24 protein-coding genes and 2 pseudogenes are annotated in these 26,921 nt (G+C 74.2%); 11 read left to right on the plus strand and 15 right to left on the minus strand.

Features of this window, described 5'->3' with window-relative positions; genetic code table 11:
• The first annotated feature begins 14 nt into the window (after nucleotides 1–14).
• From D0D28_RS26800 to D0D28_RS26810, 3 genes are read left to right on the plus strand one after another with little or no spacing between them, the layout of a single operon-like run.
• Entirely contained in the window at nucleotides 15–893 is an 879-nt protein-coding gene (locus tag D0D28_RS26800; protein WP_116113438.1) for a DMT family transporter, read from the plus strand.
• A gap of 40 nt (nucleotides 894–933) precedes the next feature.
• A complete protein-coding gene (locus tag D0D28_RS26805) occupies nucleotides 934–1,377 on the plus strand; it encodes a hypothetical protein (protein WP_094003101.1) in 444 nt (147 codons plus the stop codon).
• Nucleotide 1,378: 1 nt separating this feature from the next.
• Entirely contained in the window at nucleotides 1,379–1,861 is a 483-nt protein-coding gene (locus D0D28_RS26810) for an MSMEG_6728 family protein (protein ID WP_094003100.1), read from the plus strand.
• Here D0D28_RS26810 and D0D28_RS26815 read toward each other — a convergent pair.
• From D0D28_RS26815 to crtI, 7 genes are read right to left on the minus strand one after another with little or no spacing between them, the layout of a single operon-like run.
• Nucleotides 1,813–2,826, minus strand: coding sequence for a DUF5914 domain-containing protein (locus D0D28_RS26815; protein WP_116113441.1), 1,014 nt, complete (start codon nucleotides 2,824–2,826; stop codon nucleotides 1,813–1,815). The genes D0D28_RS26810 and D0D28_RS26815 overlap by 49 nt on opposite strands.
• Before the next feature lie 2 nt (nucleotides 2,827–2,828).
• Nucleotides 2,829–4,331: an NAD(P)/FAD-dependent oxidoreductase gene (locus tag D0D28_RS26820; RefSeq protein ID WP_116113444.1), complete on the minus strand. Its 1,503-nt coding sequence runs from the start codon at nucleotides 4,329–4,331 to the stop codon at nucleotides 2,829–2,831.
• Complete coding sequence (locus D0D28_RS26825) at nucleotides 4,328–5,062, minus strand: class I SAM-dependent methyltransferase (protein WP_094003097.1); 735 nt, start codon at nucleotides 5,060–5,062, stop codon at nucleotides 4,328–4,330. Before D0D28_RS26825 ends, D0D28_RS26820 begins: the two co-directional genes overlap by 4 nt.
• Nucleotides 5,059–5,379, minus strand: coding sequence for a lycopene cyclase domain-containing protein (locus D0D28_RS26830; protein ID WP_094003096.1), 321 nt, complete (start codon nucleotides 5,377–5,379; stop codon nucleotides 5,059–5,061). Before D0D28_RS26830 ends, D0D28_RS26825 begins: the two co-directional genes overlap by 4 nt.
• The gene (locus D0D28_RS26835) at nucleotides 5,376–5,711 is read right to left on the minus strand and encodes a lycopene cyclase domain-containing protein (protein WP_094003095.1); all 336 of its coding nucleotides are present in this window, start codon (nucleotides 5,709–5,711) and stop codon (nucleotides 5,376–5,378) included. The genes D0D28_RS26830 and D0D28_RS26835 overlap by 4 nt, the downstream gene beginning before the upstream one ends.
• Nucleotides 5,712–6,674 (minus strand): phytoene/squalene synthase family protein, encoded by a 963-nt coding sequence (locus tag D0D28_RS26840; RefSeq protein WP_116113447.1) that lies wholly within the window; start codon nucleotides 6,672–6,674, stop codon nucleotides 5,712–5,714. It abuts the gene before it with no gap.
• Nucleotides 6,671–8,179, minus strand: a complete 1,509-nt coding sequence (crtI, locus tag D0D28_RS26845; RefSeq protein WP_116113450.1) for a phytoene desaturase family protein — start codon at nucleotides 8,177–8,179, stop codon at nucleotides 6,671–6,673. The genes D0D28_RS26840 and crtI overlap by 4 nt, the downstream gene beginning before the upstream one ends.
• Nucleotides 8,180–8,316: 137 nt before the next feature.
• On the opposite strand from crtI, the gene D0D28_RS26850 reads away from it, so the two are divergent.
• Nucleotides 8,317–9,096 (plus strand): isocitrate lyase/PEP mutase family protein, encoded by a 780-nt coding sequence (locus D0D28_RS26850; protein WP_240323367.1) that lies wholly within the window; start codon nucleotides 8,317–8,319, stop codon nucleotides 9,094–9,096.
• Here the strand turns inward: D0D28_RS26850 and D0D28_RS26855 are convergent.
• On the minus strand, nucleotides 9,093–10,097 hold the full coding sequence (locus tag D0D28_RS26855) for a glycoside hydrolase family 43 protein (protein ID WP_116113455.1): 1,005 nt from the start codon (nucleotides 10,095–10,097) through the stop codon (nucleotides 9,093–9,095). The genes D0D28_RS26850 and D0D28_RS26855 overlap by 4 nt on opposite strands.
• Before the next feature lie 73 nt (nucleotides 10,098–10,170).
• Here D0D28_RS26855 and D0D28_RS26860 point away from each other — a divergent pair, with 73 nt between their 5' ends.
• Complete coding sequence (locus D0D28_RS26860) at nucleotides 10,171–11,082, plus strand: NAD(+)/NADH kinase (protein ID WP_116113469.1); 912 nt, start codon at nucleotides 10,171–10,173, stop codon at nucleotides 11,080–11,082.
• Nucleotides 11,083–11,089: 7 nt separating this feature from the next.
• Here the strand turns inward: D0D28_RS26860 and D0D28_RS26865 are convergent, their stop codons facing one another.
• Entirely contained in the window at nucleotides 11,090–11,629 is a 540-nt protein-coding gene (locus D0D28_RS26865) for an Imm5 family immunity protein (protein ID WP_162831202.1), read from the minus strand.
• Nucleotides 11,610–16,040, minus strand: coding sequence for a DUF6531 domain-containing protein (locus D0D28_RS26870; RefSeq protein ID WP_116113459.1), 4,431 nt, complete (start codon nucleotides 16,038–16,040; stop codon nucleotides 11,610–11,612). The genes D0D28_RS26865 and D0D28_RS26870 overlap by 20 nt, the downstream gene beginning before the upstream one ends.
• Nucleotides 16,041–16,221: 181 nt before the next feature.
• On the opposite strand from D0D28_RS26870, the gene D0D28_RS37040 reads away from it, so the two are divergent.
• Nucleotides 16,222–16,500, plus strand: coding sequence for a hypothetical protein (locus tag D0D28_RS37040; RefSeq protein WP_240323368.1), 279 nt, complete (start codon nucleotides 16,222–16,224; stop codon nucleotides 16,498–16,500).
• Complete coding sequence (locus tag D0D28_RS37045) at nucleotides 16,497–16,805, plus strand: HdeD family acid-resistance protein (protein ID WP_240323369.1); 309 nt, start codon at nucleotides 16,497–16,499, stop codon at nucleotides 16,803–16,805. The genes D0D28_RS37040 and D0D28_RS37045 overlap by 4 nt, the downstream gene beginning before the upstream one ends.
• Nucleotides 16,806–16,855: 50 nt before the next feature.
• Here the strand turns inward: D0D28_RS37045 and D0D28_RS26880 are convergent, their stop codons facing one another.
• Nucleotides 16,856–17,251, minus strand: coding sequence for a DUF5313 family protein (locus D0D28_RS26880; protein WP_094003087.1), 396 nt, complete (start codon nucleotides 17,249–17,251; stop codon nucleotides 16,856–16,858).
• A gap of 70 nt (nucleotides 17,252–17,321) precedes the next feature.
• Between D0D28_RS26880 and D0D28_RS26885 the strand changes: the two genes are divergently transcribed.
• The gene (locus tag D0D28_RS26885; protein WP_094003086.1) at nucleotides 17,322–17,774 is read left to right on the plus strand and encodes a MarR family winged helix-turn-helix transcriptional regulator; all 453 of its coding nucleotides are present in this window, start codon (nucleotides 17,322–17,324) and stop codon (nucleotides 17,772–17,774) included.
• A 65-nt stretch (nucleotides 17,775–17,839) separates the two neighbouring features.
• Here the strand turns inward: D0D28_RS26885 and D0D28_RS26890 are convergent.
• A pseudogene (locus tag D0D28_RS26890) lies at nucleotides 17,840–18,510 on the minus strand (alpha/beta hydrolase); the annotation flags it as partial.
• Between the two features lie 198 nt (nucleotides 18,511–18,708).
• Between D0D28_RS26890 and D0D28_RS26895 the strand changes: the two are divergent.
• Complete coding sequence (locus D0D28_RS26895) at nucleotides 18,709–20,361, plus strand: amidohydrolase (protein ID WP_116113462.1); 1,653 nt, start codon at nucleotides 18,709–18,711, stop codon at nucleotides 20,359–20,361.
• 1 nt (nucleotide 20,362) lies between these two features.
• Here D0D28_RS26895 and D0D28_RS26900 read toward each other — a convergent pair.
• From D0D28_RS26900 to D0D28_RS26910, 3 genes and pseudogenes are all read right to left on the minus strand, one after another.
• A pseudogene (locus D0D28_RS26900) lies at nucleotides 20,363–21,461 on the minus strand (DUF1015 family protein).
• Between the two features lie 22 nt (nucleotides 21,462–21,483).
• A complete protein-coding gene (locus D0D28_RS26905) occupies nucleotides 21,484–22,281 on the minus strand; it encodes an alpha/beta fold hydrolase (protein WP_094003082.1) in 798 nt (265 codons plus the stop codon).
• Nucleotides 22,282–22,379: 98 nt separating this feature from the next.
• A complete protein-coding gene (locus tag D0D28_RS26910; RefSeq protein WP_116113464.1) occupies nucleotides 22,380–23,420 on the minus strand; it encodes an AraC family transcriptional regulator in 1,041 nt (346 codons plus the stop codon).
• Between the two features lie 141 nt (nucleotides 23,421–23,561).
• On the opposite strand from D0D28_RS26910, the gene D0D28_RS26915 reads away from it, so the two are divergent.
• Both D0D28_RS26915 and D0D28_RS26920 read left to right on the plus strand, forming a co-directional pair.
• Entirely contained in the window at nucleotides 23,562–25,049 is a 1,488-nt protein-coding gene (locus D0D28_RS26915; protein ID WP_116113466.1) for a flavin-containing monooxygenase, read from the plus strand.
• On the plus strand, nucleotides 25,046–26,743 hold the full coding sequence (locus D0D28_RS26920; protein ID WP_167481488.1) for an FAD-dependent oxidoreductase: 1,698 nt from the start codon (nucleotides 25,046–25,048) through the stop codon (nucleotides 26,741–26,743). The genes D0D28_RS26915 and D0D28_RS26920 overlap by 4 nt, the downstream gene beginning before the upstream one ends.
• Nucleotides 26,744–26,921: the final 178 nt, after the last annotated feature.

Consider the following 26,921-nt stretch of genomic DNA (forward strand, 5'->3'; position numbering starts at 1 on the left):
CCGTGGATCTCAGCATGGACCGCCGCGCGATGGTCGCGGCGCTCACCACCGTCGTCCTGTGGGCGTCGGCTTTCGTGGCCATCCGCGGGGCGGGGGAGTACTTCGCGCCGGGCGCGCTGGCGCTCGGCCGGCTCCCGGCCGGCACGCTCACCCTCCTCGTCTTCCTGGTCATCCGCCGCGAGGGGCTGCCCCGCCGCGAGGCGTGGCCGGGCATCGCCGGGGCGGGGGTGCTCTGGTTCGGCGCCTACATGGTCGTCCTGAACTGGGGTGAGCAGCTCGTCGACGCGGGCACGGCGGCGATGCTGGTCAACGTCGGCCCCATCCTGATCGCCCTGCTCGGCGGCTGGCTGCTGCGCGAGGGCTTCCCCGGCCGGCTGCTCGCGGGCCTGGCCGTGTCCTTCGCCGGCGCCGTCGTCGTCGGGCTGTCGATGTCCGGCCGCGGGCACGCGCCGGTGCTCGGGGTGGTGCTGTGCCTGCTCGCCGCCATCACCTACGCGGGTGGCGTGGTGAGCCAGAAGCCCGCCCTGAAGCACGCGTCGGCCCTGCAGGTGACCACGTTCGGCTGCCTCATCGGCACCGTCGTCTGCCTGCCGTTCACCGGGCAGCTCCTCGACGGCCTCGCGACCGCCCCCGCCGGGGCCACCCTGAGCATGCTCTACCTCGGCGTCTTCCCGACCGCACTGGCGTTCACCACCTGGGCGTACGCGCTGGCGCGCACCACCGCCGGGAAGATGGGCTCGACCACCTACGCCGTCCCCGCGGTCGTGGTGCTGATGGCGTGGGCCGTGCTGGGCGAGGTGCCGGGCTGGCTGTCGCTGGCCGGCGGCGTGCTCTGCCTGGCCGGGGTGGCGGTGTCGCGCACGCGCCGGAAACGCGAACCCGTGCTCACGTAGCAACGGTTGTGAAACGGTTCGCGGTGGGTATCCGTCCACCATGACTGACGCCCGTCTCGACGACGACCACCCCGAGGCCGACCGGTACGACCGCGCGACCGTCGAGGCGGTCGGCAAGCTCACGGAGGCACTGGAGACCCTGGAGGTCGCCCGCGGGCACCTCTACCAGTTCCACCGCATGACCGGCACCACCGACTTCGCCGTCGGCGAGGCCGTGGAGCTGCTGCGCAAGGCCGGCCACGACGAGCTGGCCGACCGCATCGCCCGCGAGCTGGTGGGCCGCAACGTGCTGCCGGGGCGGTGGACGTTCCAGGTGGTCGAGGACTTCGACGACACCTACTACCAGCCGTTCCGCGCGTTCGAACGGCAGGCGCGGGAGCTGACCGGCGGGCGGCGGCACCTGTTCGAGGCCGAGCTGAAGCGGGAACGGCGCACGCGGGGGGTGTCCGGGCACGAGGCGACCCCGGACGAGCGGGTGGGCTGACGTGCAGACGTTCCTGCCCTACCCCGGGTTCGCCGACACCGCGCGGGTGCTCGACGCGCGCCGCCTGGGCAAGCAGCGCGTCGAGACGCTGCAGGTGCTGCGGGCGCTGACGGTGCCGGGCTACGGGTGGCGGCACCACCCGGCGGCGAAGATGTGGACGGGCTACGAGGAGGCGCTCACCCGCTACGGCCTGGAGGTGTGCCGGGTGTGGTGCGCGGCCGGGCGCAGCGACACGTGCGCCACCAAACTGACCGGCGACCTGGCGCGCGCGGTCGGCGTCACCGAGCCGCGGGACGAGCAGGCGTTGCGGGAGGCGGGGGAGATGCCGCCGTGGCTGGGCGACCCGGAGTTCCACCGCAGCCACCAGTCGGCGCTGCTGCACAAGGATCCGGAGCACTACCGGCGGTTCTTCGACGGCGTGCCGGACGATCTGCCCTACGTGTGGCCGGCCTCGGACCGGCCGTCGCGGCTGGTCCATTCCTGAGCGCGGAGCCGGTAGCGGCGCTCGGCGTAGGCGAGGTCGTCCTTCCACAGCCGGGCGGCGGCGTGACGCATCAGGGGCCGCAGCGCCTGGGCGGCGGCGCGCGCGACCCGGAAGCCGGGGCGCTCCGAGGCGGCCACCACGGCTTCGATCACCGCGGTCCGCGGGCGGCCGTCCCGGCCGGGGCCCAGCGGCGTGGCATGGGTTTCCACCACGCTGCCGGCGCCCTCGCCGCCGGTGATGCGCATGACGATCGTCCGGGGCCCGGGGCAGGTGAACTCGGCTTCGACCGGGACCCCGAGCGTCGGGGTGACGCGGAAGGTCACCGCCACCACGAAGCGGTCGTCGGCGTCGGCCACGTCGACCTCGCCCGGCGCCGAGAGAACCCTCAGGCGCGTGAACGAGTAGGGGTGGAACCACGAGCCGTGCCACGGGTCGAGCCGGTTGGCGATGATGTCCCGCGGCTCGCACACCCCGTCCAGGCGCGCCACCGAGTCCACCCCGCCGGACGGCCGGGCCGGGACGACCGGTGACGGCAAGGGTTCCTCACCGCCGAGGTGGTCCAGCCGCACCCACGCCAGCATCCCGTCGTCGAAGGCGGGGCGGCACGACCGCTCGTCCAGGCGCAGGCCGTGCCACCGGCACCGCAGGCCGCCGTCGTCGACCCGGCCCAGCGCCATCGGGGCGCCCAGGTGCGGGCACACTCCGGGCCCGACCAGCAGTTTCCCGGTCCGGTCCCGCCACGCGACCAGCTCGGTCCCGGCCACCGAGAACCCGTACGGCCGGTCGGCGCGCACGTCCCGGCTGGCGGCGAACACGTACCAGTTCCCCGACGGCCGCGCCTCGGCCCGCTTGAGCGCGGCCTCGATCAGCGACGGCTTCGCCTCCCGGTAGGTGGGCTCCTGCCGGGCCCACGGCGTGCGCGGGATCGGTTGCAGCGGCCAGTTCCGGGGCCAGCGCGGTGCCATCCTCACCCTCCTAGCGCGGCCAGGGCCCGCAGCGGCGCGAACCGCCCGCGGACCGGCACGGTGGTCAGTTCGTGCCCGGCCAGCCCCCACCGCGCGAGCAGGCAGTTCGCGGCGTGCCAGCCGGTCGCGGCCGCGCGTTCCATCAGCGCGACCGGGAGATCGATGCGGATCCCGTCGCCGGCCAGCACGACCCCGTCGAACGGGGTGCGCACGCGGGGGCGGCGGGCGAAGTCGCCGACGCCGAACAGCGGGCAGTCGCGCCGCCACTGGACCAGTTCCCCGGCGACCGGCGCCCCCGCGGTCTCCGGGTAGAGCTGGTGCAGCCGGTCCACCAGCTGTTTGCGCAGCACCGTGACCTCGCCGGTGCAGGCGTAGGCGTGCAGCTCCACGACGGACCCGCAGTGCCGGGCCGCCCACGAAGCGGCCTCACGCTCGTAGCGGTCCAGGACGCTGATGTTGTCCAGCGGATCGAGCCCGCCGGTGGCGAGGAAGGCGGGCCGGTCCGGCGCGACCGGGCGGTCCAGCCACAGCCGGTGCACCAGGAACGGCGGCGCGGTCCGCAGCCCGAGCACGCGCGACCGCCACTCCTCGTCGGCCAGATCGGGTGAGGCCGACACGATCGACCGCAGCCCGGCGACGTCGGTGGCGAGCACGACCCCGTCGGCCGCGGCACCGTCGACCGCCCACCGCGCGCCGTCCCGCGTGACCCCGGCGGCCTCGGTGCCGGTGCGGAACCGCACGCCCAGCCGCACCAGGTACTCCCGCAGCGGCTCCCACAGCGCCGTGTCGAAGGCGGAGTCCGGCACGTCGAACACGAGCCCTTCGGACGAGCCGAGGAAGTACAGGTGGAACATCGTCGCCAGCTCGGCGGCCGACATCTCCGACGGCGGCGCGAAGAAGCTGCGGGAGAACACCTCGAACGCCAGGTGCCGCGCGGCGGGCGGGAAGTTGACGCGCTCCAGGAACGTCGCCGCGTCCACCTCGTCGAGCCGCTCGTAGGTGCCCGGCACGGACACCGCGGCCAGCGGCGCGGCGGCACGGGCGTTGAGCCGGAACAGGTCCCCCAGGCGGAAGGTGGGGCTGCGCAGTGCGAAGGCGAGCGCGTTCCACGGCGGTGTGCGCGGCAGGCCGCGGAAGGTGTCCCGGCGGCCCGCGGCGTCGACGAGCGGGTAGTCGGCGACCGGTCGCAGCCGCGTCAGGCCGGGGTCGGCGCGCCGCAGCAGCGCCCGCAGGTTGTAGTACTGGCGGAAGAACGCGTGAAAACCCCGGCTCATCGACACGGTGCTGCCGTCGGCGAGCCGGTCGGTCCAGGCCGACACGCGCCCGCCCAGCACGTTCTCCCGCTCGACGACGGTGACGGCGACGCCGCGCTCGGCCAGCCCGGTGGCCGCGGTGAGCCCGGCGATCCCGCCGCCCACCACGACCACCGACGGCCGGTGCGGCAGGGCGCGGGCGTCCGCCGCGCCGGCGGGGCCGCGGTGCCGGACGGCGCGGCGGTCGGTCACGCGGTCTCCTCGGGGTTGGTGGCCAGGAAGGTGTGCACGACGCCGCGCTGCCAGCCGGTCATCGTCTCGCTGTGCACGGCGGTGAACCCGGCGCCGGCGAGCCGCTGCCGGAACCGCGCGGCGCCGTCGAAGGACGAGACGCTGCGCCACAGGTGCCGGTACAGCGTGGCGTCGCCGGTCGCCAGCCGCCCGGCGGGGATGATGATGCTCCAGCACACCGCGTGCCACATCAGACGGGCGGCGAGCGAATCCCGCACCGAGTACTCGTGCGCGGCGAACGTCCCGCCGGGTCTGAGCAGGGCCCGCAACGCGCGCAGCTGCCCGTCCGGGTCGGCGAGGTTGCGGATCAGGTACGCGGCGAAGATCGCGTCGAACGGCCCGGTGATCCCGGCCGGCGCCAGCTCTTCGACCGGAGTGTGGACGAAGTGGACGGTGGCGGGCCAGGACTTCCGCCGCGCCTGGGCGAGCATCTCCGCGGAGGCGTCGAAGGCGACGATCTCGGCGTGCGGCGCGACCGCCAGCAGCGCGGCGGTGGAGGCTCCGGTGCCGCAGCCCGCGTCGAGCAGCCGCAGCCCGCGGCCGCCGCCGGGCAGGCGCATCCGGCGGGCCGACAACCGCAGGTGCGCGTGGTAACCGGGGTTCGCGCCGACCAGCCGGTCGTAGGCGGCGGCGCCGGTGTCGAACGCGCCGGGCACCTCGTGCCGGGCCAGGCCGGTGCGGTCCACGCTCATGCCCGCTCCTGCCTGGCGGTGCGCCGCTCCCACCGCAGCAGCACGGCGGTGACCAGCGCGAACCCGAACAGGAAGTCCTCGACGGGGATGTCCCACGGGAACCGCAGACCGCTGGTGTGCTCCGGCGCGTAGAGCACGATCGGCGCGCTCAGCTTGGTGAGCCAGCCGTCGACCGGGATCTGGAAGCCGACCACGATCGCCATCGAGATCCAGTAGGCGGGCTTGCGGAACAGCCCGGTGCGCAGGTACGCCAGCTCCCACACGCACACCACGATGACCGCGAGCACCGCGGGCAGCGTGTACCCCAGCCCGGTCACCGGCGCACCTTCCGCAGCGTGCGCAACCGGCCGAGCATCGCCTGCACGCACCCGTAGGTCAGCACGCCGCACACCGGGATGACCAGGAAGAACAGCACTTCCTCCAGCGGGACGGCGAACGGCAGCCGCACCCCGGTGACGTAGGCCGGGTTGTACCACCACACGTCGCGGGCGATCGCGATGGCGTCCCAGATCAGGAACACCAGCGCCACCGGCAGCACCGCGCGTGCCAGGACGGCCGGGCGCCGGTAGACGCGGGCGCCCAGGAACTCCAGCGGCAGGGTGATGAGCAGGCACCCGGCCAGGACGAGCAGGTACTGGTAACGGTCCATTCACGCCCACCTTTCCGTCGCGGCCGCGGTCAGGTCGGCCGCGCGCCGTCCCCGCCGCGCCCACATCGCCCGCGCCAGCCCGGTGACCGCCAGCCGCACCCGCCGGGCGCGGCCGACCCGGGCGCGGTGGGCGAACACGGCGAAGCCGGCTGCTTCGATCCGGTCCAGGATCTCCGAGTACAGCACCAGCGCGGTCGCGATGCACGGCCGGGACACCGGGTGCAGCCGGTCGATGCCCGCGCGGGCGTAGGCGTAGATCTCCCGGGTGGCGGCGTGCTGGGCGGCCAGCGCCGCCCGCACCTTCGGGTCGGTGCGCCCGTGCCGGCGGCACCACAGCAGCAGGTCGCGGTCGACGCCGAGCTCGGCGAGCTCGTCGGCGGGCAGGTAGACGCGGCCGCGGTCGAGGTCCTCGGCGACGTCGCGCAGGAAGTTGGTCAGCTGGAACGCCTTGCCCAGCGCCGCCGCGTACGGCGCGGCTTCCCCGGGCTCGCCCACGGTCCCCAGCACGGGCAGCATCTGCAGCCCGATGACCTCGGCCGACCCGTACACGTACTTCTCCAGCGCGGCGCGGTCGGCGTAGCCGGTGACGGTGAGGTCCATCCGCATCGAGTCCAGGAACGCGGTGAACAGGTCGCGCCGGATGCCGTAGCGCGCCGCGGTGTCCACCACGGCCGCCAGGATCGGGTCGTCGCTGTGGCCGCTGTCCAGCCCGGCGAACAGCGCCGTGGAAAGCGCTTCCAGCCGGGCGGCCGGATCGCTGCCCGGGGCGGCGGTGTCGACGATGTCGTCGGCGAAGCGGGCGAACCCGTACAGCGCGTGCACGGCCGGGCGCTGCGCCTTGGTGAGCAGCCGGGTGGCCAGGTAGTAGGTGCGGCCGTGCTCGGCGTTGAGGCGGCGGCAGCGGACGTAGGCCGCGCGCAGGCGCGGTTCGGTGATCCCGGCGGCGTCCAGGGCCCCGGTCATCGCGCCGCCACCGGGATGGCGCCGGCCGCGGGCACGCGGGCGCCGGTGATGCGGTCGGCGGCCAGGCGCCCGGACACCAGCGCGGTCGGCACGCCCACCCCGGGCGCGGTGCTGCCGCCGGCCAGCACGACGTTCTCGGTGCCCCGCACCAGGTTGCGCGGCCGGAACGGACCGGTCTGCGCGACGGTGTGCGCGAGCGCGAACGGTGTCCCGGCGATCATGCCCTGCCGGGCCCAGTCGGCCGGGGTGACGACGTGCCGGGCTTCGATGCTGCCGCCCAGACCGGGCAGCAGCCGGTCGGCGACGTGCCCGAGGACCTCGTCGGCGTAGGCGTCGCCGACGCGGTCCCAGTCCACCGGGCCGCGCCGCAGGTTGGGCGCGGGCGCGAGCACGTAGAGCAGGTCGCGCCCGTCCGGGGCGAGCGCGGGGTCGGTGGCCGTCGGCCGGGTCACCAGCAGGGAGGGGTCGGTCATCAGCCGTCCTTGCGTGATCAGCTCGGAGAACGTCCGCCGCCACGCCGCGCCGAACAGGATGGTGTGGTGCGCGGTGTCGCACCGCTGCCGCGTGCCGACGTGCACGACGACCGCGGACGGGGCGGGCCGCAGCGGTACCGGCCGGCGCGGGGTCCGGCCGAGCAGCGCGTAGGCGGCCGGCAGTTCGGTGGTGAGCACGACGGCGTCGGCGGGCAGGCTGCCGCCGGTGGTCTCCACCGCGGTCACCCGCGTGCCGGACCGCGCCAGCGCCGTGACCTCCGTGCCGTAGCGGAACTCCACCCCGGCGTCCGCGGCGGCCGCGGCCAGGGCGTCGGGCAGGGCGCGCAGTCCGCCGCGCGGGAAGAACACCCCGGCGACGGTGTCCATGTAGGCGATCACCGCGTACACGGCCAGCGCGTGCTGGGGCGACTGCCCGGCGTAGAGCGACTGGAAGGAGAACACCCGGCGCAGCCGCTCGTCGCGCAGGAAGCGGCCGATCTTGCGGTCCAGCGGCCCGAACGCGCCCATCGCGACCAGCCGGGCCAGGTGCGGGGTGACCAGGGCCAGCGGCGAGTCGAAGTTGGCGGCGACGAACCGGTCGAACTCGGTGCGGTAGAGCCGGGTGAGCCACTCGCGCAGGCGCCGGTAGCCGTCCGCTTCGGACGGTCCGGCGAACGCGCGTACCGCCTCGGTCATGGCCTCGGGGTCGCTGTGCACGTCGAGGCTGCTGCCGTCGGCGAAGCGGGCGCGGTAGGCGGGCGTGACCGGGACGAGGTCCAGGCGGCCGGCGAGGCTGTCGCCGACGGCCGCGAGGGTCTCGTCGACGAGATCGGGCATGGTCAGCACCGTGGGGCCGGTGTCGATGCGGTAGCCGCCCAGGTCCAGGCGCCCGGTCCGGCCGCCGGGCACCGGCTCGCGCTCCACCACGGTGACCTGCTGCCCCCGCCCGGCCAGGTGCAGCGCCGCCGCCAGCCCGGACAGCCCGGCCCCCACCACGACGATCCGCTCCGCCGGGCCCGTCACGGTCCGCATCCAGCCACCCCTCACTCGACCACCCACAGAGCTAGAACGTTGCACGAACGTTGCGCCGTTGTCCACTCGGCGAGCCGCCACCCTGCGGACTAGCGTAGGTGACGGAGGCCGGGCCGACCGGATGCGAGGAGGACGCGGTGGGAGACCTGCTGGGCCGCGGCCCGGAGCCGCGGAAGCGGTTGCGGGAGCTGCTCGCGGCACCGGGACCACTGGTGGCGCCCGGCGCCTACGACGCGCTGACGGCCCGCCTGATCGAGCAGGCCGGGTTCGGCGTGGTCTACATGACCGGGTTCGGCACCACCGCGTCGCTGATCGGGCGGCCCGACGTCGGCCTGCTGACCGGCACGGAGATGATCGACAACGCCCGGCGGATCGTGGCCGCGGTGGACGTGCCGGTGATCGCCGACGCCGACACCGGCTACGGCAACGCCCTCAACGTGATCCGCACCGTGCAGGCCTACGAGCAGGCCGGGGTGGCCGGCATCCACCTGGAGGACCAGGTCAGCCCGAAGAAGTGCGGGCACCTCAGCGGCAAGGCCGTCATCGCCCGCGAGGAGATGGTGGGCAAGCTGCGGGCGGCCGTGGCGGCCCGGCGGGACCCGGACTTCGTGCTGATCGCGCGCACCGACGCCGCCGCCGTGCACGGGCTCGCCGACGCGATCGGCCGGGCCCGCGCCTACGCCGCGGCCGGGGCGGACCTGCTGTTCGTGGAGCTGGGGTTCGCGCTCGTGCTGTACCCGATCGGCACGCTCCTCGCGGCGACCGCCGGGGTCCGGGCCCTGCTGGAGACCGTGCGCGCGGACGGCACACCCGCGGCCGCGCTGCCGGGCCTGCCCTCGTTCGGCGAGTTCACCGGCCTCGTCGGGCTGCCCGAGGTGTCCGATCTGGAACGGCGGTTCGGCGGCGAGTCCGGTTAGGACACCTGCGGCACGCCCTTGACGAACTCCAGGTTCAGGTTGAACAGGCCGCGCTCGGCGCGCTGGCCGTTCAGCCAGCCGTGGAAGAACACGCGGCCGCCGGCGACGTCCGCCCCGCCCGGGCCCTCGGTGGCGCGGCCGATCGACTCGGTGGTCAGCAGCGGCCGGCCGGCCTTGGTGTACGGGCCGGTCAGCGCGGACGCGGTGGCGTAGCGGGTCTGGTAGGTGGTGTTGCGGAAGTCGTCGGCGGAGTAGAACAACACGAACCGGCCGCCGCGCTGGGTGATCACCGGCGCCTCGACGACGCCGTTCTCCTCCGGGCGGTCCGCGCGCAGGATCTCGGTGCGGGGACCGTCGGTCGCGGTGCCGTCCTGGGTCATCTTCTGCACGAAGATCGCCGAGGTGCCGCCGCCGGGGCGCTCGCCCTTGTAGAGCAGGTAGCGGGTGCCGTCGCGGGCCTGGAAGGTCTGCGGGTCGATGTCGCCCTGGTCGCCGGGGTCGCAGATCAGCGGCCCGTCCCCGGTCGGCTGGTAGGGGCCGGCCACCGAGTTCGCCACGGCGGTGCCGATGCAGCGGTGCCGGTCCCGTGTGGACACCGCCGCGTAGTACATGAGGAAGGTGCCGTCGGCGCGGCGGGTGACGTCCGGCGCCCAGTAGCCGCCCTTCGGGTCCGCCCAGGGCGGGTCGGCGGCGAGCGCGTCGCCGGCGACCCGCCACGGCCCGTCGGCGTCCGCGGCGGCGGCGACCGGGATGCGGCCGGACGGGCCGGTGGTGGCGAAGGCGTGGTAGCCGGAGCCGATCTTGAGCACGTCGGGGTCCGGGAAGTCCTGGTTCAGCAGCACGCGCGGGGCGGGCGCGGCCTGCGCCACGGCACCCGGCAGCAGGGCCGAGGCGAGCAGGATTCCCAGGCAGGTCAACGCTCTCGCGGCCGCCGGCCGCGGTCGCGGGCGGGGCGGGTCGCCGGGTTCGCGGGCCTGGGTGATCGTGCCTGCCGTGTCCACGGGCCAGGAGGTACCCGTGGGGCGGCGGGACCAATCTCCTCCCTTCGGGCCGCGTATCGTGCCCGGTGTGGTGATGACGGGGGAGTCGCGGACACTGGGCCTGGTGATCCACCCGACCAGGACGGTGGAGTCGTCGGTGCGGACGGTCACCGAGCACGCGTGGACGCGCGGGGTCGAGGTGATCGTGCGGGAGGCGGACGCCGCCCGGGTGCCCGGCATCCCGGCGGTGTCCGAAGCGGACTTCGTGGCGCGCGTGGGCGCGGTGCTCAGCCTCGGCGGGGACGGCACGATGCTCGGCGCGATGCGGCTGGTGATGGCGCGGCCGGTGCCGGTGCTCGGTGTCAACCACGGGCACCTGGGGTTCCTGGTGGAGATCGCGCCGGAGCAGCTGCCGGACGCGCTGGACCGGCTGGTGCGCGGCGAGTACACGATCGAACCGCACAGCTGCCTGGTGGCGTCCGTGGGCGGGGCGGCGCTGGCGGGGTTCAACGACGTGGTGCTGGCGCGCACCGGGCGGGCGGGCGCGGTGTCGGTGGATCTGGTGGTCAACGGCCGCCAGTACGGCTACTACAAGTGCGACGCGCTGATCCTGGCCACGCCGACCGGATCGACGGCGTACAACTACGCGGCGGGCGGGCCGGTGCTCTCGCCCTCGGCCGAGGCGATCGCGGTGACCCCGGTGGCGCCGATGGCCGGCATCAGCCGCACGATCGTGCTCGGCCCGCAGGACGAGATCCTGCTGCACGTCGCGTCCGGCAGCGCGCCGGTGGGGGTGGAGGTCGACGGCACGGCGGCGGGTTCGCTGGGGCCGGACGAGGTGCTGACGACGTCGCTGCGCCCGGAGGCCGCGCAGGTGGTCCGCCTGGCGGCGGGTGAGCACGCGAGCCGCAGCCGCGTGAAGCTGAGCCTGCTCGACCTGCCGCTGCGGCCGGACCAGCTGCTGGAGCTGATCCCGGAGCACCTGCGCCGCCGCCTGGAGCCCTGAGCGCCGGTCAGGCCCCCGCGGCCCGGGGGACGGCCTCGAGCAGGTACCAGCGCCAGAACTCGCGCCGGGCCACGGGATCACTGCCGTCCAGCCAGACCGGACCGCCCGCGGCCGCGGAGGCGGCGTAGAAGCACGGCGACCAGTCGTCGGGATCGAGGTCGATCTCCCCGTCGACGTCACCGGGCTCGCCGGGCCTGCCGAACACCAGGTTGCGCGCCACGGCCCAGGCCGCGAGCCCGGCGGACACCGCGGTCCCGCCGCGCAGCGACAGGTTGTCCAGGTGGGTGTGCACGTCCCGGACGGCCTGCTTCAGGCTGCCGTCCGCGGGCCCGGACCGGGCGGCGCCGAGCAGGCGCCTCGGCCGGTCGTCGCCGGGGAACGCCGCGTCCCAGATCGGCTGGACCCGCTCCGCGCACAGCAGTTCCAGCCTCGGCAACGCCTCGCCCAGCCCGGCGTGGAGGGCGCGCCGGTCGGCGTAGGGCAGCTCGCCGTCGGCGGGCAGCGCGTCGGCGAGGCGCGCCAGGGTGTCAGTGTCGAGGTTTGGCACTCGTCGTCCCGTCGGTGTGGAAGGTGAAATCGTGGTGCGGGTCGCTGACATGCTGGGCGATCCCGCGGTGCTGCGCAAGGGCGCGGAAGAACCCCTGGCAGTCGTCGCACATCGTGGAGGACACCCGGATCGGCGCGTCCGGGTCGAGGTAGGCCGCTTGGCGTTCGGCGTGCATCGCGAAGTAGCGGCCGAACACGCCCTGGTCCCGGCCGTTCGGCTCGGCGACCAGGGGGTGGCCGATCTGCTGGTGGAACTGCCGCATCTGGTTGAACGTGGGGCGGGTGAAGTGCGGTTCGTGCCTGCCCCAGCCGCTCAGCGTGTTGACGCGGTCGGTGAAGGCGATCGTCTTGTGCGAGTCGTCGTACCCGTGCAGCCCGAGCGGGTCCAGCCAGGTCAGCGGGTTCCGGACGTAGGAGTGGATGCCCAGCCCGCCGAGCAGGTGCAGCGGATCCGGGCTGTGGTAGCAGCCGGTGTCCGGGTCGTAGTAGCGGTGCAGGTTGTAGTGCAGGCCGGTTTCCGGATCGTGGTACTGGCCGGGGAACCGCAGCGGGGTGGCGGGCCCGTCGCCGCCGCCCCAGAGCGGGGTGCGGGTCTGCGGCGCGACCGTGCCGCCGGGATCGACCAGCTCGGCCGGCGTGCCGATCAGGTCGGTGACGATGGCGTAGAAGCGGCTGTCCACCCACTCCTGGGGCGCGTCCGCGGCCGCGGCCCGCTCCACCTGGGTCAGCGGGCGCCAGCTCTCGGGGTGCCAGTCCCACGTCGTCGCGCGGGCCGGGCCGTCCCCGGTGGTGACCTGTTCGGCCAGGCGCTCGCCGTCCCAGCTGAAGACGGTGCGCTCGAGCACGCTCTCGCCGTCGGCGGCCAGGCGTTCCTTCGCGATCCGCCGCCCGAACGGGTCGTAGGAGTAGCGCCACCGGACGCCGTCCGGGGTGACGACCACGGCGAGCCTGCTTTCGGCGTCCCACTCGTAGCGCCACGTCCGCTCCCGCCCGGACAGCGTCCGCCGTCTCCGCAGCACGACGCGCCCCTCGGCGTCGTACTCGAGGTGCAGGCCGCCGGCCCGGTCCAGCCGGGTGCCGCGGTAGGCCCGCGGCCCGGCGGAGTCCTGGCCGTCGCCGGGGGAGGCGGCGAAGGTGATGTTGCCGGCGGGGTCGTAGGAGTAGCGCTCGATGCCGCCCGGCGCCCGCACCTCGGTGACCCGGCCCAGCGCGTCCAGCGAGTACTGGCGCGGGCCGGTCAGCTGGTCGACGATCGCGGTGACCCCGCCGTCGGCGCGGTAGGTGAAGGCCCGTCGTTGCGTGACCCGCGGGCCCCTTCCGCCGCCCGCCGCGGTGAGCACCTGGGTGTGCAGCCGGTGGGTCTCGGTCCAGGTCTGGCTGAGGGTCGCCGCTCCGCAGCGCCGCTCGGTCTCCCGCCCGGCCGCGTCGTGCGCGAAGGTGATCGTGCTGCCCGCCGTCTCCAGGGCCAGCGGGCGGCCCGCCGGGTCGTAGCGCCACGTCGTCCGCCCGCCCGAGGGCGTCGTGCGGCGCACGCGCCGGCCGAGCGCGTCGTAGACCGAGGACACCACCCGCCCGTTGCACGTTTCGGCGAGGACGCGTCCGGCGGCGTCGTAGGAGACGGTCACCTCGGCCGCGGAGTTCGCCGCCCGCACGATGCGCCCGGCCCGGTCGTAGGCGAACGTGGTGACCTCGTCGCCGGCGACCTGTTCGACGACGTCGCCGCGTGCGTCGTAGGTGTAGCGGATCGTCTCGCCCGCCGCGTTGACCCGTTCGATCACCCGGCCGGCGGCGTCGTGCCGGTAGGTCAGGACGCGGCCGTTGAAGTCGGTCTCCCGGACCAGGTTTCCCGCCGGGTCGTACTCGTAGCGCCATTCCAGGCCCTGCTGGTTGACCACCGCCACCGGGCGCAGCTCCGTGTCGTAGCGGATCTCCACGCGCGCGCCGTCCGCGGTGGTCTCCGCGGACTTGAGGTCGAAGTGCGTGTGCTCGATCCGCGTCACCGCGCCGGTGAGGTCGGCGTGCTCGACCGTGTCGCCCTCGCCGTCGTAGGTCATCCGCTCGATCGAGCCGTCGGGCAGGGACCGCCACGCGGGCCTGCCTTCCACGGTCCACCCGAACCGCGTCACCCCGCCCAGCGGGTCGGTGGTGCTGACGACCCGGCCGAACCCGTCGTAGGTGTGCCGCGTGGTGGCGCCCACCTCGTCGATGACGGTCACCGGGAGGCCGGCCGCGTTGGTCTCGAACCGCCGGGTGTGTCCCAGTGCGTCGGTGACGGCCAGCAGGTGGCCGCGATCGTCGTGGGTGTAGGTGGTGGTGGCGCCGGTGGGACCGGTGCTGCTGACCGGGTTCCCCCGTTCGTCGTAGGTCCAGCGCCAGATCGCGCCCGCGGCGTCGATCACGGCCACGGGCTGGTGCAGGGAGTTGTACTCGGCGCGCATCCGGCCCCCGCCGGGTTGCACCGCCTCGACCAGGTCGCCGGCGTCGTCGGTGACGTAACGCGTGGTCGCGCCGGTGGTGTCGGTTTCGGCGAGCAGCCGTCCGCGGTCGTCCCACTCGCTGGTGGTGGTGCCACCGAGCGGGTCGACGCGGCGGACGACCTGGCCGCGGGCGTCGTAGTGGAAGGTCGTGGTGTGGCCGAGGGAGTCGGTGTGGCGGGTGACGAGGCGGGCGTCGTCGTAGGCGAAGGTGCTGTCGAGCATGCCGTCGGCCCCGGTGCCGCGCACGCAACGGCCGGCCTCGTCGTAGGTGAACTCGTACCAGGTTCCCCGGCGGTCCTCCCACCGGGTCATCCGGCTCTGCTCGTCGTAGGCGAACCGCATGGCCAGGCCGGAGGAGTTGATCACGGCGGCGAGGTTGCCGTCCTCGTCGTGGTCGTAGCGCGTCACCGGGACGTCGGACCCGTCGGCGCCGGCGGCGAGCATCGTCAGCGCGACGACGCGTCCCGCCTCGGTGGTGACGCCCACCCGGTAGCCGCCGGAGTGCCGCAGCTCGACGGGGGCGCCCGTCTCGTCGTACCGGAACTCCACGGTGTTGCCGTTGCGGTCGGACATCGCGGACAGCGGCATGGTCCCGGGCGAGCGCGGGTCGGCCACGGCGAAGCTGAGTACGCGGCCGGTTTCGGGGTCGGTGATGGTGTACCCGTCGCGCTGGCTGCCCGCCAGGACGTGCCGCGGGCCTTCCGACGGCAACCGGGCGAGGCCGTCGTCGCCGCGCGGGTAGACGAGCAGCTTCCCGTCCGCGGCGGCGAACACCACCCCGGCGGCGTCGACCTCGATCCGCTGGTCCAGTGTGGACGCCCAGGACCGGCCGAACCACCGGCCGGAGCGGTAGTCCGACAGGTGGATGCGCTCCAGCCGCAGCGGCAGGACCCCGGGGAGGTCGAGGTCGGTCTGGGTCAGCAGGACCTCGCCGGTGACCATGTCCACCGGGTCGCCCAGTGCCCGGCCGATCTTCTCCTTCGCGCTGACGGCGAGCTCGCGGATCCGGTCCTTGGCGTTGCTCACCGTCGTGCGCAGCGAACCGGGGGTGCCGCCGGGAGCGTCCGGGCTCGCCGGGGTGTCCGGAGTGGACGGAGCGGACGGAGTGCCGTCGAGGCCGGGCGTGGACACCCCGTCCGCGCCCGGCCTCGACGGTGTCGTCGGGCCGTCGCCCCCGGACTTCCGGCCCAGCGCCGCGAGCTTCCCGATGATCTCGCCCAGCTTGTCGATGATCCGGCGGATCTTCGGCGCGGCGTTGCCCACGGTCTTGACCAGCTTGCGGATCAGGTCGCTGATCCGGGTGATGGCGCTGCTGATCGCCGTGGTCGCCTGCGCCGCGATGAGCGGGGTCGCGAACCCCAGGGTGCACACGGCCTCCAGCGCCCACGTGATCAGCTTGCCGACCAGTTCCGCGACCAGGTCGCGGACGATCTCGCGCACCATCGCCACGACCTGGCCCATGATCATGACCCCGGTGGAGATCCCGTCCGCCAGGGTGGCCGCGCCCGCGATGGCATCGGTCTGCGCGGCCACGTTGGTGCGGTAGGCGTCCCCGCCCTCGCCCGTCCACCCGGCGGTGCCGGTGTTCGCCTCGCGGGTCAGGTCCTGCGCGATCGCGGTCACCTCGGCCGCGACGTTGGCCCAGGTGTCGGAGAAGGACTGGATCACCGGTGGATCACCGGCGAGCCAGTCCAGTGCTTCCTTGAGCGGCCGGACGTGTTCGATCAGCCAGGACACCCCGTACTGCGCGAGCGTGCCGAGCGGGTCGATCACCATCGACAGGACTTCCAGGCCGACCCCGAGCGCGCCCAGCCCGCCCTCGACCCAGGAGCCGTCCTTGACCCCGTTGGCCAGGTCGGTCGCCGACTCGGCGATGCCGATCCCCGTCACCGCCGTCGTCTGCGACTGGGCCTGCGCCACCAGCGGATTCGACACGTGCCACCCCCATGACTCGTTCGCCGTTCGACGCAATCAGCGGGTGCGGCGTTCCACAAGCCGCCGAACGACGCAACCGGTGATCAATCCCGGATTCCGTTGGTATCCCGGGGAGTTCGCGAAGTGCGGCCGGTGCCGGCGGCGCTTACCGTGATCCGGGAATCGCGGGAAGGGAGCGGGCATGGCCGCCGATCAGCCCTACGGGGCGTTCCGGGTGATCTCCGGTGCCGGGGTGGGCCGCGAGCTGCGGCGGGTGACCGGGCGGTGGTGGATGGTCGCCCTGCTCGGCGCCGCCACCGCGGTGCTCGGGGTGCTCCTGCTGGTGAACCTGGCCGTCGCGGTGGGGACGCTGGCCGTGATCGTCGCGATCGCGTTGCTGTTCGAGGGCATCGACGAGATCCTCACCGCACGCGCTGGCCGTCCTACCTGCTCGGCGCCGTCTGGATCGCGGTCGGGGTGATCGCGCTCGCCTGGCCGGGGATCACCCTGCTCACGCTGGCGGTGGTGGTCGGCATCGGGTTCGTGGTGGCCGGTGCCGGGCAGATCGCGGCGGCCCTGGCGTGGCGGCGGCGCCTGCCGATGTGGGGCCTGTGGCTCGGCCTGGGCGTGGTCACGCTGCTGATCGGCGTGGTGGCCCTGGTCTGGCCGGACCTGACGATCCTCACGCTCGCGATCTGGCTCGGCATCGCCCTGGTGCTGCGCGGCGCCGGCGCGCTCTGGTTCGGCCTGCAGCTGCGCCGCGCCCACCGGGCGATCGAGGTCTAGACCGCGAGCGAGCCGGCCGGCTCGCCGCGGCGCGGTACGGGCGCTACCGCTCACTCCGGTGAGCGGTAGCGCGCGATGTAGCGCTCCTTGACCTCGCGCTCGGCCTCGTCCCTCGCCGCGGCGCGGGTCCGGCGTCCGGTGCCGTACGGGTAGCCGTGCTTGCGGAGCCGGTTCTCGCCGCTTTCCTCGGCGTAGACCAGCGAGTAGAAGAACCCGACGAGCCCCGCCATGAGCACCAGGCTCAGCCGCAGCGTGAGCGGGCCCGGCAGCAGCAACCAGACCAGCATCAGCGGCAGGAGCAGCACCGAGGCCCGGGCCGCGTGCCGCCACAGCCAGGTCTTGGCGGTCACGTCGTGCAGGACCCAGGAGCGGTGCGCCTCCGGGAGGCGGCCGCCGAGGGCGTACCACAGCCACTGGAGGGGATGGGGGCGTCGGCGCTCGGTCACGCCTTCGACAGTACCCTGAAAGTTAATGCGTTAAATATCAGTGCACTGCGACGGGAGTAGGCTGGGCCACATGACCGCGATCGACCTGGGCGAGGACCCGCTGGCGCTGGACCGGCAGGTGTGCTTCGCCCTGTCCGTGGCCTCCCGCAGCGTCATCGGGATCTACCGGCCGCTGCTCAAGCCCTACGGCCTCACGCACCCGCAGTACCTGGTGCTGCTCGCGCTGTGGGACCGCGCGCCGCGGTCGGTGAAGGACCTGTCCGAGACCCTGCGCCAGGAACCCGCCACGCTGTCGCCCCTGCTCAAGCGACTGGAGGCGCTGGGCTACCTGACGCGGGAACGCAACCGCTCCGACGAGCGGGCGCTGACGGTCGACCTGACCGAGTCCGGCCGCGCCCTGCGCGCCGAAGCCGAGAAGATCCCGTACCGGGTGGTGGAGACGCTCGGGATGGAGGTCGCCGAGCTGGAGCAGCTGCACGCCGCGCTGGCACGGGTCATCGCGGCGACCGACCGGAGCGGCTGAGCGCCTGCTCCGCGCCAGTGGCGAAGCCGGCACCCGGCCTGGCGGGGCGGCTGCCCCGTCGGGGATCAGTCCCGCAGGGCCTGCTTCAGCACCGCGACCGCCTGGTCGATCGCGGCTTCCGCGGCGTTGGTCCCGCGCAGCGCGTTGAGCATTACGAAGTCGTGGATGACGCTCTTCGCATACGCCTCGCCCTCGTCGAGGAGCACGTCGGCCTCGGCGGTGATCACCAGCGCCGGCGGCAGGCCGGCCAGCTCGTCCAGGCTCGCCCGCAGCGGTGAGGCGGTGATCTCCGCGCGGGGCCGGGTCCCCACGTCGTGCCGTCGCGGGCGAGGAAGTAGCCGGTGGCGAACTGCCGGTAGGAGCCGGTGTCGAAACTCGCGTCGGTGACCGGGTAGAACAGCACCTGCCGGCGGAAGGTCACGTCGCCGCGCTGCTTGGCCAGGATCGTCACGGCCGCGGTCGTGTTCCCACCCCCCGAGTCACCGGCGATCGCCAGGCGGCTCGCGTCCAGGTCGTGCTCCGCGCCGTGCGCCACGATCCACCGGGCCGCCGCGTAGTTCTGCTCGAGCGCGACCGGGTGGCGCGCCTCGGGGGAGCGGTCGTAGTCCGGGAAGACAACCGCCGCGCCGGGGCCGGCGGCGATCTCGCGGATCAGCCGGTCGTGGGTGTGCGCGTTGCCGAACACCCAGCCCGCCCCGTGGATGTAGAGGACCGGCAGCGTGCCGGTGGCCTCGGCGAAGGCCTGCGCGGCGGGTTCCAGGCCGGAGACGCGATGGGCCTGCCTGTGGACGATCTCGAGGAGCTGCGGTCGACGCCTACCGCGAGGCCCGGACCTGCGTATAACGACCTATACGGCTCGGCGCTGGTGCGTGCGATCCGGCGGCCCGGCCCCCTAGTCTGCGGGGGAAGGGCTGCCGAACCGAGAGGATTCCCCGTGCTCGACCTGCTGGTGCGCAACGTCCGTGCGCTGACCGTGTCCGACGAGCGTCCCCGCGCGCACACCGTGGGCGTGCTGCACGGGCGGATCGTCGGGGTCGACGAGGAGGTCGCGGGGCTGCCCGCGCGGACCGTGGTCGACGGGGACGGCGCGGTGCTCACGCCGGGGTTCGCCGACGCGCACAACCACATGGTCTGGTACGGCCTGTCGCTGGCCGAGATCGACCTGTCCGTGTGCCGGACGCTGGACGAGCTGTACGACACGGTCGCCGCCCGGGCCGCCGAGCTGCCCGCCGACGCGTGGGTGATCGGCTCGAAGTACGACGACTTCGTGCTGGGCGGGCACCCGGACCGCGCCGCGCTGGACCGCGCCGGCGGCGGGCGGCCGGTGTGGCTCAAGCACCGCTCCGCCCACATGTGCACGGTCAGCTCGGCGATCCTCGCCCAGGCCGGGGTGCTCGACGGGTCGGCGCGCGTGCCGGAGGGCGGCGTCGTGGCCCGCGACGACGACGGCGCGCCGACCGGGCTGCTCGCCGAGCAGGCCCAGCAGCTGGTGGACGCCCTGGTCAAGCCGTATCCGGTGGAGGAGCTGGCGGCCGCGATCGAGCGCGCCGCGAAGGTGTACGTCACCGAGGGGCTGACCGCGGTGACCGAGGCCGGGATCGGCGGCGGCTGGATCGGGCACAGCCCGGCCGAGGCGTCGGCCTACCACCTGGCGCGGGAGCGCGGGGCGCTGCCGTTGCGGGTCGAGCTGATGCCGGCCAGCGAGGTGCTGCACCCGCTCGGCGGCAACCCCGCCGACACCGGATCGGTCGGCGTGGACCTGGGGCTGCGCAGCGGGTTCGGCGACGAGTTCCTGCGGCTGGGGCCGATGAAGATCTTCACCGACGGCGCGCTGAGCAGCCGCACCGCCGCCCTGACCGAACCGTTCTGCTCGCACGGCGGCCTCGGGGTGCTGCAGGACGATCCGAAGGTGCTGCGGGAGGCGATCATCGCCGCGCACCGCAGCGGCTGGCGGGTGGCCGCGCACGCCATCGGCGACCGGGCGATCGACCTGACGCTGGACGCGTTCGAGGAGGCGCAGCGGGTGCTGCCGCGCCCGGACGTGCGCCACCGCATCGAGCACGCCGCGATGGTGCGCCCGGACCAGCTGCCGCGGCTGGTCGCGCTCGGCGTGGTCGGGGTGCCGCAGGCGCGGTTCCTGTACGAGATCGGCGACACGATGGCCGAGGCGCTCGGGCCGGCGCGGGTGCCGTGGCTGTACCGGCACCAGTCCTTTGTGGACGCCGGGTTGCGGGTGCCGGGCAGCTCCGACCGGCCCTGCGTCGGGGTGGGCGCGCCGCTGGCCGGCCTGCGGTCCATGGTCGAGCGGACCACCAGCGCCGGGGTCGTGCTGAGCCCGGACGAGCGGGTGGACGCCACCGAAGCGTTGCGTTCCTGCACCGCGCACCCGGCGTGGGCCTCGCACCAGGAACACGAACGCGGCCGGCTCGCCGCGGGGCTGCGCGCGGACATGGTGCTGCTGGACGACGACCCGACGACGGTGCCCAGCGCGCGGATCAGCGAGATCGGCGTGCTGGCGACCTTCGTGGGCGGCCGGTGCGTGCACGGCGCCGGGTCGCTGCGGGCGGACGGGCCGGTGCCGGTCTGAGTCACGCCTCCAGCGCGGCCAGCAGCAGGCCGCTGCGCGGTTTCGGGGTGAAGTACGTGCTCTTGCGCGGCATCCGGCGGCCCTGGGCGTGTGCGGCGAGCACTTCGGACAGCGGGACGGCCGCCAGACGCAGTACGGCGTCCGTCCCCGGTCCGGGAGCGTGCCCGCCGGGTAGCGCGTGCACGTGCGGGCCCTCCGGGTCCAGGCCGAGCGCCCGCGCCAGCAGCAGGTTCTCCACCACGGCGTGGACGGGCCCGCCTGGCAGTCCGACCACCAGCGCGCCGCCGCGGGCGGTGACCGCGACCGTGCCCGGGGCCGGAGCGTCCACTTCGGACACCTCGCGGACCGCCAGGCCCGCGGCGCGCCACGCGGACGCCAGATCGGGCGCCGTCAGGCCGGTGCCGCTGATCGTGCGGTGGATCGCGCCGATGCGCAGGTCCGGTCCCGCCGTCACCAGCGCCAGAAGCGGGGTGCCCGGCGACCCGGTGGTTGCCGTCGGCCACCAGCACCGGAGCGGCGCGCACCGCGTCGAGCAGCCGGTCCTGCTCGGCGCCGGGACCCGTCAGCCACAACCGGTGCGAGCGGCCGGCGCGGTCGGTCACGTCCACGGCGGGGTTCCCGCGCATCGCGCCGAGCGCGGCGGACGTGAGGCCCGCGCCGGAGACCGGCACCAGCATCGCCGCGCTGGTCGCGCAGCCCAGCGCTCGCAGGGCGGCGGCGCGTTCCGCGACCACACCGGCGTAGACCTCCTCGCCGTGCCGGATCCGCGCCCCGACCGCCGACGGATCGACCAGGCACAGCACCCCCGCCGCGGTCCCGTCGCGCCCGGCGATCCGGTAGGGCGCCACGACGTCGCGCACCGGCCGGTAGTCCCGCTCCCGCAACCGGTCCAGCATCGCCCGCGCCGCGGGCAGCGCTTCCCGCAGCGTGGTGCCGCCCGGCCTGCGGTGCGGGTGTTGCACCGCCAGCAGCGAATCACCCGGCGCGGCGGTCAGCGCCGCCGTGATCTCGCCGGGGTCGGCGAACTCGTCGGTGTCCGGACCCGTCACCGGCCCGTCCAGGACCCACCCCGTGCCGATCGCGCGTGCCCATTCCGTCATGCCCCGATCCTGCCGGACCGGCTCAGCTCGCCCGCGACAGCTCCGCGGTGTCCCCGGCCCGCGCCCAGCGCGCCAGGCGCGGCGCGGCGGCGACGTAGAAGTCCGGGTCCAGGCCCATCCCGGTGTGCGTGCTGCGGACCTCGACGCACTCGGCGTAGGGGTCCTGGCACAGCTGCCACGGCGCGATCGTGTCCGCGCGCGAGTACACCGCCAGCGCGGGCACTTCCGGCGGCAGGGGAGCGGCCAGCGACTTCATGTTCTCGTCGTAGCACGAGCCGGTGAAGCAGTCCGGGTCCATCAGGCCGGGAACGCCCAAAGTGGACAGACGGGCGAGGAGGCGGGCCACGCGCACCACCTTCGGGTGCGCGCCGAGCGGATCGAGCACCGGGCTGCCCAGCATCACCAGTCCGCGCACCAGATCCGGCCGGCGGATCGCGGCCAGCCGCGCCAGCCAGCCGCCGCGGCTCTGCCCGATGAGGACGACGCGGCCGCCGGTGTCCTCGGCGTGCCGCTCCAGCCGCGCCTCGATCCGGTCGACCAGCTCCGTGGTGCACCCGACGTTGAGACCGATCCGTGACCCGGACGGCCGGTAGCCACGCGCTTTCAGCCACGCGCCGGCCAGGGTCAGGCTGCGATCGCCGAAACCGAAACCGGGCACCAGCACCACGCCCAGCCCGGCGCCCTCGTCCGGATCCTCCGGCCGCCAGATCGGATGACGCAGTAGTCGCGGGATGTCCAGCAGCGCCAGCAACAGGTGCTCGCGGGTCGCCGTGCGGATCGTTTCGCCCGCTTCGCGCGCGGGCTGGAGCAGCGTCAACATGTGCGGCCTCCTCGCAGCTGAAGAGACCCTTGATCTACCCCGGAATCGCGTGGTTGACACCTGACAGCCGTGTCGCACCGTCGAAACCGGACGAAAAGTCAGGCCCGTTTCCCGGCCCGCAGGTACCGCGCCGGGGTGGTGCCGGTCCAGCGGCGGAACGCGTAGATGAAACTGGACGCCTCCGCGTACCCCAGCCGCAGCGCCACGTCCTCCACGGACAGCGCGCCGGTCGCGAGCATCTCCTCGGCCAGCGCCTGCCGGACCTCGTCGAGCAGACCGCGGAAACTGGTGCCCGCGTCCTCCAGCCGCCGCCGCAGCGTGCGCGTGCTGATGTTCAGCTCCCGCGCCACGTCTTCCATCGCGAGCGTGCCGCCGACGCGGATCAGCTTGTCCCGCACCTGGTGCGCGATGCCGGAGCGGGCCCGGCGGCGGCTGACCAGCTCGCGGCACTGCGCCTCGCACAACGCGACGGTGTGCGCGCTGGCCTGCGGCAGCGGCTGCCCCAGGGACGCGGCGTCGATGGCGACGTGGTGCGCGGGCGCGCCGAACGCCGGACGGAACCCGAACACCTCCGCGTAGCGGGCCGGATCGGGTGGCGCGGGAAAGCGGAACTGCAGGCGCCGGACGTGCAGACCACCGGGCAGCAGGTCGTGCATCACCGTGTGGATGGCAGTGATGTCGCGCTCCAGCAGGAACCGGCGCACGTCGTGCGGCAGGCCGTCGTCCCGCAGCTCGAACCGCAGCTCGTCGTCGAGCCGGTCGTCCACCGGGAGGCAGAAGATGAAGCTGAGGTCGAGGTAGCGCAGGGCGAAGGTGATCGCGTCCCGCAGGGTCGGGCTGCTGATGCAGGCGAACCCGAACACGCCGAACGTGGTGACCCGGTACCGCACCCCGGCCTCCAGCCCCAGGCCCGGCGGGTCGCCGAGTTCCCGGACGAGGTTGCGCGCGACCGTCAGCTCCTGGTGGGCGTCGACCTGCGCCGCCGGGTCGTCCAGGCGCGACGGCGGCAGCCCGGTGCCGCGCAGCAGGGCGTCGCGGGGCACCCCGCGCTCGGCCCCGAACCGCACGAGCAGCGCGACGCTGGCGACCCCGCGCGGGAAGTCCCAGTCACGGACGGCGACCGGCAGGAGCTGAGCCATGGCCGGAAGTATGGATTCCGCCGGTCGGCGGTACGCGGGCGGGGGTGGCCGAAAATCTCGGTTTTCTGGCCGGTGGTCTCTGTGGGGAAGTGACCGCGAGCACTTACTGTGGAGTAGCCCCACTCACCGCCGAGGAGCAGCATGGCACGCAGCACCGCACCCCGACCGCCGTCCGTCCTGATCATCGGCGCCGGTTTCGGCGGCCTGGCCGTCGCGACCGAACTGGTCCGCGCGGGTTTCGGTGACTTCACGATCCTGGAGCGAGCGGACGAGATCGGCGGGGTGTGGCGGGAGAACACCTACCCCGGCGCCGGCTGCGACATCCCGTCGCCGCTGTACTCCTTCTCCCACCGGCCCAACCCCGACTGGCCGATGCGGTTCTCCCTGCAGGCCGACATCAAGACCTACCTCGAGGACGTCGCCCGCGAGTACGGGGTGACCGGCCGGATCCGGTTCGGCACCGGCGCGGCCAGCGCCGAGTTCGACGAGAGCACCGGCCGGTGGCGGGTGCGCACCGAGGCCGGCGAGGTGCTCGAGGCCGACGTCCTGGTGCCCGCGGTGGGGCAGCTGTCCCGCCCGGCGCTGCCCGACATCGCCGGCCGCGAGTCCTTCCGCGGACCGGCCTTCCACTCCGCGGCCTGGGACCACCAGGCCGACCTCGCCGGCAAGCGGGTGGCCGTGATCGGCACCGGCGCGAGCGCGATCCAGTTCGTGCCCCGGCTGCAGCGGATCGCGGGGCACGTCACGGTGTTCCAGCGCTCGGCGCCGTGGATCGTGCCCAAGAACGACGTGGCGTACCGGCGGTGGCACCGCGCGCTGTTCCGCCGCCTGCCGGTCACCCAGAAGATCGAGCGGTTCCGCATCTGGCTGATCTGCGAGTTCCTCTCGCTCGGGCTCGTCGATCTCCCGCTGGTGCGCCGGTACCTGGAACGGCTGGCGAACCGGCACCGCGAGAGCCAGGTGCCGGACCCGGAGCTGCGCGCCAAGCTCACCCCGGACTACGACCCCGGGTGCAAGCGCGCGTTGTTCTCCAACGACTACTACCCGGCCCTGACCCGGCCGAACGTGTCGGTGGAGACGGAGAAGATCGTCGAGATCGTGCCCGAGGGCGTGCGCACCGCCGACGGCGTGGTGCACGAGGCGGACGCCCTGATCTACGGCACCGGGTTCCGCGCCACCGACTTCCTGGCGCCGATGACGGTGCGCGGCCGCGGCGGCGCGGACCTGGCCGGCACCTGGCGCGACGGCGCGTGGGCCTACCTCGGTATGACGGTGCCGGGGTTTCCGAATCTCTTCCTGGTCTACGGCCCGAACACCAACCTGGGTGGCAACTCGATCGTCGCCATGCTCGAATCGCAGGCCCGCTACATCGTGCAGGCGGTGCGGGCGCTGGCGGGCAGGCCGGGGGTGGCGCTCGACGTCAAGCCCGAGGTCGCCGCCCGCTTCGACACCGTGCTGCAGCGCAAGCTCGGCCGGTCGGTGTGGACCCGTTGCTCCAGCTGGTACCGCAACGAGGCGGGCCGGATCGTCAACAACTGGCCCGGCACGGTCACCCAGTACCGGTTGCGGACCCGGGCCCTGGATCTGGGCGACTACCGCGCGATCACGGCGGGAGGGGGCGGCGCATGACCGGCGAGCTGGACTACGACGTGGTGGTGATCGGCTCGGGTTTCGGGGGCAGCGTGAGCGCGCTGCGCCTGACGGAGAAGGGCTACCGGGTCGGGGTGCTGGAGGCGGGCCGCCGGTTCGCCGACGACGAGTTCGCCAAGACCTCGTGGCGCCTGCGGAAGTACCTGTGGGCGCCCGCGCTGGGCTGCTTCGGCATCCAGCGGCTGACCCTGCTGCGGGACACGTTCGTCCTCAGCGGCAGCGGAGTCGGCGGCGGGTCGCTGGTCTACGCCAACACGCTGTACGAGCCGCCGCGGCCGTTCTACGAGGACGCGCAGTGGGCGCACATCACCGACTGGCGCGCCGAGCTGGCGCCCTACTACGACCAGGCCAAGCGGATGCTCGGGGTCACCGAGTACCCGGGCACCACGCGCGCCGACCGGGTGCTGCGCGAGGTGGCCGAGGACATGGGCATCGGGCACACGGTCCGGCCGACGCCGGTCGGGGTGCTGTTCGCGACCGGTGGCCGCAAGCCCGGGCAGGAGGTGCCGGACCCGTTCTTCGGCGGCGCCGGCCCGGCCCGGCGCGCCTGCACGCACTGCGGATCGTGCATGACCGGCTGCCGGCACGGCGCGAAGAACACGCTGGTCAAGAACTACCTGCACCTAGCCGAGCGGGCGGGGGCGCGGGTGCACCCGCTGACGACGGTGGTGGACGTTCGCCCGCGGCCCGGCGGCGGCTACCGGGTGACGACGGTCCGGACCGGCTCGCGCGGGCGGCGCCGGACGTTCACGTGCGAGCAGGTCGTGTTCGCCGCGTCGGCGCTGGGCACGCAACGGCTGCTGCACCGGCTGCGCGACCGCGGCTCGCTGCCGCGGATCTCGCGGCGGCTGGGGTACCTGTCGCGGACCAACTCCGAGGCGATCCTGGCCGTGCGATCCCGTGACAGGGACGCCGACTACACCGACGGGGTGGCGATCACGTCGTCGATGCACCCGGACGAGGTCACGCACGTGGAGCCGGTGCGGTACGGCAAGGGCAGCAACCTGATGAGCCTGCTCGCCACCGTGCTGGTGGACGGCGCGGACGGGCGGCGGCGGTGGGTGCTGGGCCTGCGGGAGCTCGTCCGGCACCGGCGCGAGCTGCCGCGCCTGCTGAACCCGCGGCGGTGGTCGGAGCAGATGGTGGGGCTGCTGGTGATGCAGAGCCTGGACAACTCGGTCACCACGTACACGCGGCGGGGCCTGTTCGGCCGCCGGATGACGACGCGCCAGGGTGACGGTGCCCCGAACCCGACGTGGATCCCGGCCGGGCACGAGGTCGCGCGGCGGGTGGCGGCCAAGATCGACGGGGTGCCGCAGGGCGCCTGGACCGACTTCGCGAACATCCCGCTGACCGGGCACTTCATCGGAGGCTGCGCGATCGGCGACTCCCCGGAGACCGGGGTGGTGGACGCCTACCAGCGGCTGTACGGCCACCCGGGCCTGCACGTGGTGGACGGTTCGGCGATCTCGGCGAACCTGGGAGTGAACCCGTCCCTGACGATCACCGCCCAGGCCGAACGGGCGATGGCGCTGTGGCCGAACAAGGGCGAGCCCGATCCGCGCCCGCCGCTGGGCGCCCCGTACGCCCGGCTGACCCCGGTGGCGCCGAAGAACCCGGTGGTGCCCGAGGCCGCGCCCGGCGCCCTGAGGCTGCCGGTAACACCGGTTTGAGCCGGTGCGTGCTTCCGCCTCTCCAGGGCGCCGGGCGTGCCGCTCGCATGCCGGGCATACCGTCCCGCCACCCGGGCGTGTCATCCCACTCCCCAGGCGGGTGCCCGCTCGCCCCGCGTGCCGCCCGCACTCCGGGCGTGCCGCCCCCTCCGGGCGTGCCGCCCCCTCCGGGCGGGGG

The sequence above is a fragment of the Amycolatopsis ruanii genome (genome assembly GCF_003385175.1).
Lineage (GTDB): Bacteria > Actinomycetota > Actinomycetes > Mycobacteriales > Pseudonocardiaceae > Amycolatopsis_E > Amycolatopsis_E thermalba.